The sequence below is a fragment of the Streptomyces sp. NPDC107500 genome (assembly GCF_055582785.1).
Genome location: NZ_JBVJPF010000019.1, coordinates 1 through 8,423 on the forward strand (window position 1 = coordinate 1; position 8,423 = coordinate 8,423).

The following is an 8,423-nucleotide window of genomic DNA, read 5'->3' on the forward strand; positions in this document are numbered from 1 at the left end:
GCGGACGGGCAGCTCATGTTCGTGGGGCGTGCGGATGATCAGGTGAAGGTGCGGGGCTTCCGGGTGGAGCCGGGTGAGGTGGAGGCGGTGCTGGCGGCGCATCCCGAGGTGAGCCAGGCGGTGGTGGTCGCGCGTGAGGATGCGCCGGGGGACAAGCGTCTGGTCGCCTACGTCGTGCCCGAGGGCGCGAGGGAGGGCGAGGGCGCAGGCCCGGACGAGGTCTTGGGCGCGGGTGGTGTGGACGGCCGGCTCAGTGCCGAGTTGCGTGGCTTTGTCGGCGAAGAACTGCCGGAGTACATGGTTCCCGCGGTGGTGGTCGAGCTGACAAGGCTGCCGCTGACCGTGAATGGAAAGGTGGACCGAGCGGCGTTGCCGGCGCCGGAATACGGGACGGCCGGAGAGGGGCGTGAGGCCACCACGGAGGAGGAGCGGATCCTCTGCGAGATCTTCGCCGACGTCCTTGGCCTGGACACGGTGGGCCCCGACGACGACTTCTTCGAACTGGGGGGCCACTCCCTCCTCGTCACGCGATTGGTGAGCCGCATCCGTTCGAGGCTGGGTGTCGAGGCGGGCATCTGGCTCCTGTTCGAGGTTCCGACCCCAGCCAGGCTGGCGCTCCGGATCGCGGAGGCAGCTCCGGCGCGGGTGAGTCTGACGCGGTGGGAGCGTCCTGCGCGGGTGCCGTTGTCGTTTGCTCAGCGGCGGTTGTGGTTCTTGGCGCAGTTGGAGGGGCCGAGCGCGACGTACAACATGCCGGTTGCGTTGCGGTTGGAGGGTGCGCTGGATGTAGTCGCGTTGCGGGCTGCGTTCGGTGATGTGCTGGGGCGGCATGAGGTGTTGAGGACGGTGTTCCCGGTGGTGGACGGGGAGCCGTATCAGGAGGTTCTGACTGTCGGTGAGCTGGGGGAGGTGCTGCGGGTCGCGCGGGTGGCCGAGGGTGAGGTGGCGGACCTGGTGGCGCAGGAGACCGGGCATGGGTTCGACCTCGGGGTTGAGGTGCCGTTGCGGTCCTTGTTGGTTGAGATCGGTGTAGGTGTGTATGTGTTGGTGGTGGTGGTGCATCACGTTGCGGGGGATGGGTGGTCGATGGGGCCGTTGGGGCGGGACATCTCGGTGGCGTATGCGGCGCGGTGCGCGGGTGAGGTTCCGGGGTGGGAGCCGTTGCCGGTGCAGTACGCGGACTACGCGCTGTGGCAGCGGGAGCTGTTGGGTGATGAGGGTGACCCGGACAGCGTGCTCGCCGGACAGGTGGCCTACTGGCGTGACGCGTTGGCCGGGGCCCCGCAGGAGTTGGCGTTGCCGGTGGATCGGCCGCGACCGGCAGCCGCGTCGCACCATGGTCATACGGTGCCGGTTGTCGTTCCGGCGGAGGTGCACGCGCAGCTGACGGCGTTGGCGCGGGAGCAGGGCGTCACTCTGTTCATGGTGGTGCAGGCCGCACTGGCGGTGCTCCTGTCGAAGTTGGGCGCCGGCGAGGACATTCCTGTCGGGACGGCGGTGGCCGGGCGTACCGACCAGGCCCTCGACGACCTCGTCGGGTTCTTTGTCAACACGCTGGTGCTGCGTACGGATGTGTCGGGGGACCCGACCTTCGGGGAGTTGCTGGAGCGGGTGCGGGAGGGGAGTTTGGCGGCGTTCGAGCATCAGGAGGTGCCGTTCGAGCGGTTGGTGGAGGTGCTGGAGCCGGATCGTTCGCTGGCGCGGCATCCGCTGTTCCAGGTCATGCTCACTCTCCAGAACGTGGATGGGGCGGCTCTGGAGTTGCCGGGTGTGCGAGTGGCGCCGGTTGGGGTTCAGCTGGCGGCGGCAAAGTTCGATCTCGATGTGTCGTTGAGTGAGGTGGTTGATGGGGAGGGTCGTCCTGGTGGGTTGCGGGGGTCGGTTACGGGGTCGGTGGATTTGTTTGATGCGGGCACGGTGGAGCGGGTTGGTCGGTGGTTGGTGAGGGTTCTGTCGCTGGTGGCCGCGGATCCGCAGGTCCGGGTGGGGCGGGTTGAGGTGTTGTCGGAGACGGAGCGGTATGAGGTGGTGGCGGGGTGGAATGCCGCTGTCGAGCCGGTGCCTGAGGCGTCGTGGGTGGAGCTGTTCGCGGAGCAGGTGGTGCGGGATCGGGGTGCGGTGGCGGTGGTGTGTGGTGGGGAGTCGCTGACTTATGGGGAGTTGGATGAGCGTTCTGGTCGGTTGGCGAGTGTGCTGGTGGGGCGGGGTGTGGGGGTTGAGTCGGTGGTGGGGGTGGTGTTGGAGCGGTCGGTGGATGTGGTGGTGGCGTTGTTGGGGGTGTGGAAGGCGGGGGGTGCGTATGTGTTTGTTGATCCGTTGTATCCGGTGGAGCGGGTGGGTGTGGTGCTGGCGGAGGCGGGGCCGGTCTGTGTGGTGACCGACAGCGCTCTGGCTGGTCGGCTGCCCGACGGTCTGGGTGTGCCGGTGGTGTGTCTGGACGATCCCGGGCTGGATTCCGCGCCGGTGGCGGACCCTGTGAGTGCTGGGCTGGGTGGTGCGGCGTATGTGATGTTTACGTCGGGGTCGTCGGGGGTGCCGAAGGGTGTGGTGGTGTCTCGGGGTGCGGTGGTGGGTTTGGTGGCGGCTCTGGGTCCGGTGCTGGGCGTGGGGCCTGGTGTGGGGGTGTTGCAGTTTGCGTCGTTTGGTTTTGACGGTTCGGTGCTGGATGTTGCGGTGACGTTGGCGTCGGGTGGTCGTCTGGTGGTGGCGTCGGAGGCGGAGCGGGCGGATGTGGGGTTGCTGGCTGATGTGGTGGTGCGGGAGGCAGTGGAGGTCGCGAGCGTGGTGCCGTCCCTCCTGGGTGTGGTCGACCCGGAGACGGTGCCTGGGCTGGCGCGGGTGCTGGTGGGTGGTGAGCTCCTGTCGGCTGAGGTGGCGCGGGTGTGGGCGGCGGATGGCCGGGTGTTGGTGAACACGTACGGGCCGACGGAGGCGACGGTGATGGTCACTGCCGGGCGGGTGCTTGAGGGTGGGGTGGGTGTGCCGCCGGTGGGCGGGCCGGTGGCGAATGCGCGGGTGTTTGTGCTGGACCGGTTCCTGGAGCCGGTGCCGCCCGGGGTGGCCGGGGAACTCTACGTCGCCGGCGTGCAGCTGGCTCGTGGGTATCACCGGCGTCCGGGCCTGACGGGGGAACGGTTCGTGGCGTGCCCGTTTGGTGATTCGGGTGAGCGGATGTACCGGACCGGTGACCTGGCGCGGTGGACCGCGGACGGGCAGCTGGCATTTGTCGGCCGTGCGGACGACCAGGTCAAGGTCCGTGGGTTCCGGGTGGAGCCGGCCGAGGTCGAGGCGGTCCTGGCGGCCCATCCCGGGGTGGGTCAGGCGGTGGTGGTCGCGCGTCAGGACGTGCCGGGTGACAAGCGCCTGGTCGCCTACGTCGTGCCCGAGGGCGATGCCGTTGTGGGTGACGGTTTGCGGAGTCTTGTGGCCGAGCGGCTGCCGGAGTACATGGTGCCGTCGGCAGTGGTGGTGCTCGACGGGCTGCCGTTGTCGGTGAACGGGAAGCTGGACCGTTCCGCGCTGCCGGCGCCGGAGTATGCGTCTGCTGGTGGGCGGGGTCCTGCCACGGTGGCTGAGGAACTGGTGTGTCAGGTGTTCGCGGAGGTCCTGGGCGCCGACCGGGTGGGGGTTGAGCAGGACTTCTTCGAGCTGGGTGGGCATTCGTTGCTGGCGATGCGGTTGGTGTCGCGGTTGAGGGTGGTGTTCGGGGTTGAGGTGGGTGTGCGGGAGTTGTTCGAGGCGTCGACGCCGGCGGGGTTGGCGGCGCGGATTGCGGGTGCGGATGCGGCGCGGGTGGGGTTGGCGCGGTGGGAGCGGCCTGAGCGGGTGCCGTTGTCGTTTGCTCAGCGGCGGTTGTGGTTCCTGGCGCAGTTGGAGGGGCCGAGTGCGACGTACAACATCCCGATCGCCCTCCGTCTGGAGGGTGCGCTGGACGTGAACGCGTTGCGGGCGGCATTCGGTGATGTGCTGGGGCGGCATGAGGTGCTGCGGACGGTGTTCCCGGTGGTGGACGGGGAGCCGTATCAGCAGGTTCTGACTGTCGGTGAGCTGGGTGAGGTGCTGCGGGTCGCGCGGGTGGTCGAGGGTGAGGTGGCGGACCTGGTGGCGCAGGAGACCGGGCATGGGTTCGACCTCGGGGTTGAGGTGCCGTTGCGGGCGCTGCTGCTGGAGACCGGTGTGGATGTGCACGTCTTGGTGGTGGTGGTGCATCACGTCGCGGGGGATGGATGGTCCATGGGCCCCCTGGCCGAGGACATCTCGGTGGCGTATGCGGCACGGTGTGATGGTCGTGCGCCTGGCTGGGAGCCGTTGCCGGTGCAGTACGCGGACTACACGCTGTGGCAGCGGGAGCTGCTGGGTGATGAGGGTGACCCGGACAGTGTGCTGGCCGGGCAGGTGGGTTTCTGGCGTGACGCGTTGGCCGGGGCGCCGCAGGAGTTGGCGCTGCCGGTGGATCGGCCGCGGCCGGCAGCCGCGTCGCACCAGGGTCACACGGTTGCCCTTGAAGTCCCGGCGGAGGTGCATGCTCGGCTGGCCGCGTTGGCGCGGGAGCAGGGCGTGACCCTGTTCATGGTGGTGCAGGCCGCGCTGGCCGTGCTCCTGTCGAAGCTGGGTGCGGGCGAGGACATTCCCGTCGGTACGGCGGTGGCCGGGCGCACCGACCAGGCCCTCGACGACCTCGTCGGCTTCTTCGTCAACACCCTGGTGCTGCGTACGGATGTGTCGGGGGATCCGACTTTCGGTGAGTTGCTGGAGCGGGTGCGGGAGACGAGCTTGGCGGCGCTGGAGCATCAGGAGGTGCCGTTCGAGCGGTTGGTGGAGGTGCTGGCGCCGGACCGTTCGCTGGCCCGGCATCCGCTGTTCCAGGTCATGCTCACTCTCGAAAACAACGCCGAACCCAGCATTGAGCTGGACGGTGTGCGGGCTTTGGCAGTTCCCTTCGGGCAGGTGGCGTCGCGGTTCGACATGAGCCTGACCCTGAGGGAGACCACGATTGATGGCTGTCCTGGTGGGTTGCGGGGGTCGGTTACGGGGTCGGTGGATCTGTTCGATGAGGTGAGTGTGGGGGTGTTTGCTGAGCGGTTGGTGCGGGTGTTGTCGGTGGTGGCGGGGGATGTGCGGGTGGGAGAGATTGAGGTGTTGTCGGAGGGTGAGCGGGGGCGGGTGTTGGTTGGGTGGAATGAGTCGGGTGTGGTGGGGGTGTCGGGTGTGGTGCCGGGGTTGTTCGGGGAGCAGGTTGCGCGGACTCCGGATGCGCCTGCGGTGGTGGGTGGTGGGGTGGCGTTGTCGTATGGGGAGTTGGATGAGCGGGCGTCTCGGTTGGCGGGGGTGCTGACGGGGCGTGGTGTGGGGCCGGAGTCGGTGGTGGCGGTCATGCTGGAGCGGTCGGTTGATGCGGTGGTGGCGTTGCTGGCGGTGTGGAAGGCCGGTGGTGCGTATCTGCCGGTGGATCCGGAGGCGCCGGCGGAACGCGTGACCTGGCTGCTCGAGGACGCGGACCCGGTGTGTGTGGTGACCAGTGCGGGGTTGGCGGGTGGGTTGCCGGAGGGTCTGGCGGTGCTGGTGGATGAGGCGGTGGGTGACGGGCCGGTGGAGTCGGCTGGGGTCGTGGTGGGGCCGGGGCATGCGGCGTATGTGATTTACACGTCGGGGTCGACGGGTCGGCCGAAGGGCGTGGTGGTGTCGCACGGGGCGCTGGCCAGTTATGTGGCCTGGTGTGTGGAGGCGTATCCGGGGGTGCGGGAGAGCAGTCTGCTGCATGGGTCGGTGTCGTTTGATCTGGGTGTGACGGGGTTGTATGCGGCGTTGGTGTCGGGTGGATGTGTGTTCGTGTCCGGTCTGGATGAGGGTCTGCCGGCGGTGCTGGGCGGGCGCCGTCTGGGCTTTCTGAAGGTGACGCCGAGTCATCTGCCGTTGCTGGAGGCGTTGCCTGAGGAGTGTGCTCCGACGGGTCAGTTGATGGTGGGCGGCGAGGCCCTTGGTTGGGATGCGGTGCAGCGGTGGCGCGATGCGCATCCGGACGTCGATGTGGTCAATCACTACGGTCCGACGGAGGGGACGGTCGGTTCGGCGCATTACGTGATTGGTGTGGGTGAGGGCGACGGAAGCGTGGGTTCGGTTCCGATCGGGCGGTCGTTTGCGACGACGAGGACGTTCGTGCTGGACCGGTTCCTGGAGCCGGTGGCGCCGGGGGTGGTGGGTGAGTTGTATGTGGCGGGGATGCAGCTGGCCCGCGGATATCACCAGCGCCCGGGCCTGACCGGGGAGCGTTTCGTGGCGTGCCCGTACGGGGGTCCGGGTGAGCGGATGTACCGGACGGGGGATCTGGTCCGGTGGACGGTGGACGGGCAGCTGGTGTTCGTGGGCCGTGCGGATGATCAGGTGAAGCTGCGTGGCTACCGTATCGAGCCGGGTGAGATCGAGACCGTACTGGCGGCGCATCCCGCGGTGGACCGCGCGGTGGTACTGGTCCGTGAGGACGTACCCGGAGACAAACGCCTGGTGGCCTACGTCGCCGCCCACCGCGGAGGCGACGAGGATGACGGCCTGACGGCAGAGGTGCGTGCGTTCGTGGGGCAGCGGCTGCCGGACTACATGGTGCCGTCGGCGGTCGTGGTGCTGGACGAGATGCCGTTGACGGCGAACGGGAAGGTGGACCGGGCCGCTTTGCCTGTCCCCGAGCATTCGTCGGCCGGCGGGCGGGGGCCCTCGACGGTCCTCGAAGAGCTGGTGTGTCAGGTGTTCGCGGATGTCCTGGGTGTGGAGCGGGTGGGGGCGGAGGACAACTTCTTCGAGCTGGGCGGACACTCCCTGCTGGCGGTGACCCTGGCGTCCCGGCTGCGCGAGCGCGGGCTCGGCGTGTCCGTGCGGGTGCTGTTCGAGGCGCCGACACCGGCGGCGCTGGCAGCTGCCGGCGGCGGTGCAAGTGTGGTGGAGGTGCCTCCGAACGGGATTCCGGAGGACGCGGAGGTGGTCACGCCGGAGATGCTGCCGTTGGTCGAGCTGACGCAGGCGCAGGTCGACTTGGTCTGTGACTCCGTCGAAGGCGGTGCCGCGAACGTGGCGGACGTGTACCCGCTGGCGCCGTTGCAGGAGGGCATCTTCTTCCATCATCTGCTGGCCGAGCCGGGTGAGGCGGATGCGTATCTGGTGCCGATGGTGCTGGGCTTTGACAACCGTGAGCGGCTGGACGGGTTCCTGGCAGCGTTGCAGCAGGTGGTGGACCGGCATGACATCTATCGCACCGCGGTGATCTGGGAAGGACTGCCCGAGCCTGTGCAGGTGGTCTGGCGGCGTGCCGTCGTTCTCGTGACCGAGGTGAGGCTGTCGCCGGACGGGGATCCCGTCGATGAACTACTGGCCGTCGCCGGACGGTGGATGGATGTCGGACAGGCGCCATTGGTGCGGGTGAACGTAGCTGCGGATCCTGGAACGGAACGGTGGCTCGCGTTGGTCCAGGTGCATCACCTGTTGCAGGATCACACGGCGTTGGACGTGGTGCTGGGCGAGGTCGGGGCGTTGATGGAGGGGCGTGGGGACCAGTTGCCCGTACCGCTGCCTTTCCGGGACTTCGTCGCCCAGGCGCGGCTGGGCGTGTCCCGCGCGGAGCACGAGGCGTACTTCGCCCAGCTACTGGGTGACGTGACGGAACCGACGCTGCCGTTCGGCCTGGCCGACGCCCATGGTGACGGCGCCGGTGTCCGGTCGGCGCGACTGCGGGTGGATGACGGGCTGGCAGCGCGAGTACGCGAGGGGGCGCGCACGATCGGGGTGAGCCCGGCGACGTTGTTCCACGTGGCGTGGGCGCGGGTGCTGGCGAGCCTCGCCGGCCGGACGGACGTGGTGTTCGGGACCGTACTGCTGGGCCGGATGCACGCCGGAGCTGGTGCGGAGTGGGTGCCTGGTCCGTTCATGAACACGCTTCCGGTGCGAATGGACGTGGCGGCCCTGGGCGTCGTGAGTGCGGTGCGGGCGATGCAAGCTCAGCTGGCCGGCCTGCTGGTGCACGAGCACGCCCCGCTCGCACTTGCGCAGAAGGCAAGTGCTGCCTCGGCCTCGGCGCCGTTGTTCACCTCCTTGCTCAACTACCGCCACGGTCGTCAACGGGCCGAGCTGTCTTCTGACGAGGGTCGGCACCAGCTCAATGGTGTGGAGATGGTCTACAGCCGGGAGTCCACCAACTATCCGCTTGCCGTGTCGGTGGATGACTTGGGGACCGGGTTCGCCATCACGACCGACGTGGTTGCTCCGGAAGACCCGAATCTCGTGTGCCAGTTGCTGCATACGGTGATCGACCACCTCACTGACGAAATCGCGGCCGGTTCTGACACCCCGTTGCGTGGGGTGGAGGTGTTGGCGTCGTCGGGTCGTGATCGGGTGTTGGTGGAGTGGAACGACACGGATCGGGTGGTGTCCGAGGAGAC

Annotated in this window: 1 protein-coding gene; it reads left to right on the forward strand. The window is 68.6% G+C overall.

Annotated features, from left to right (window positions below; genetic code table 11):
* On the forward strand, positions 1-8,423 hold an 8,423-nt coding region (locus tag ACZ67M_RS37725; RefSeq protein ID WP_469854358.1), incomplete at both ends, for an amino acid adenylation domain-containing protein.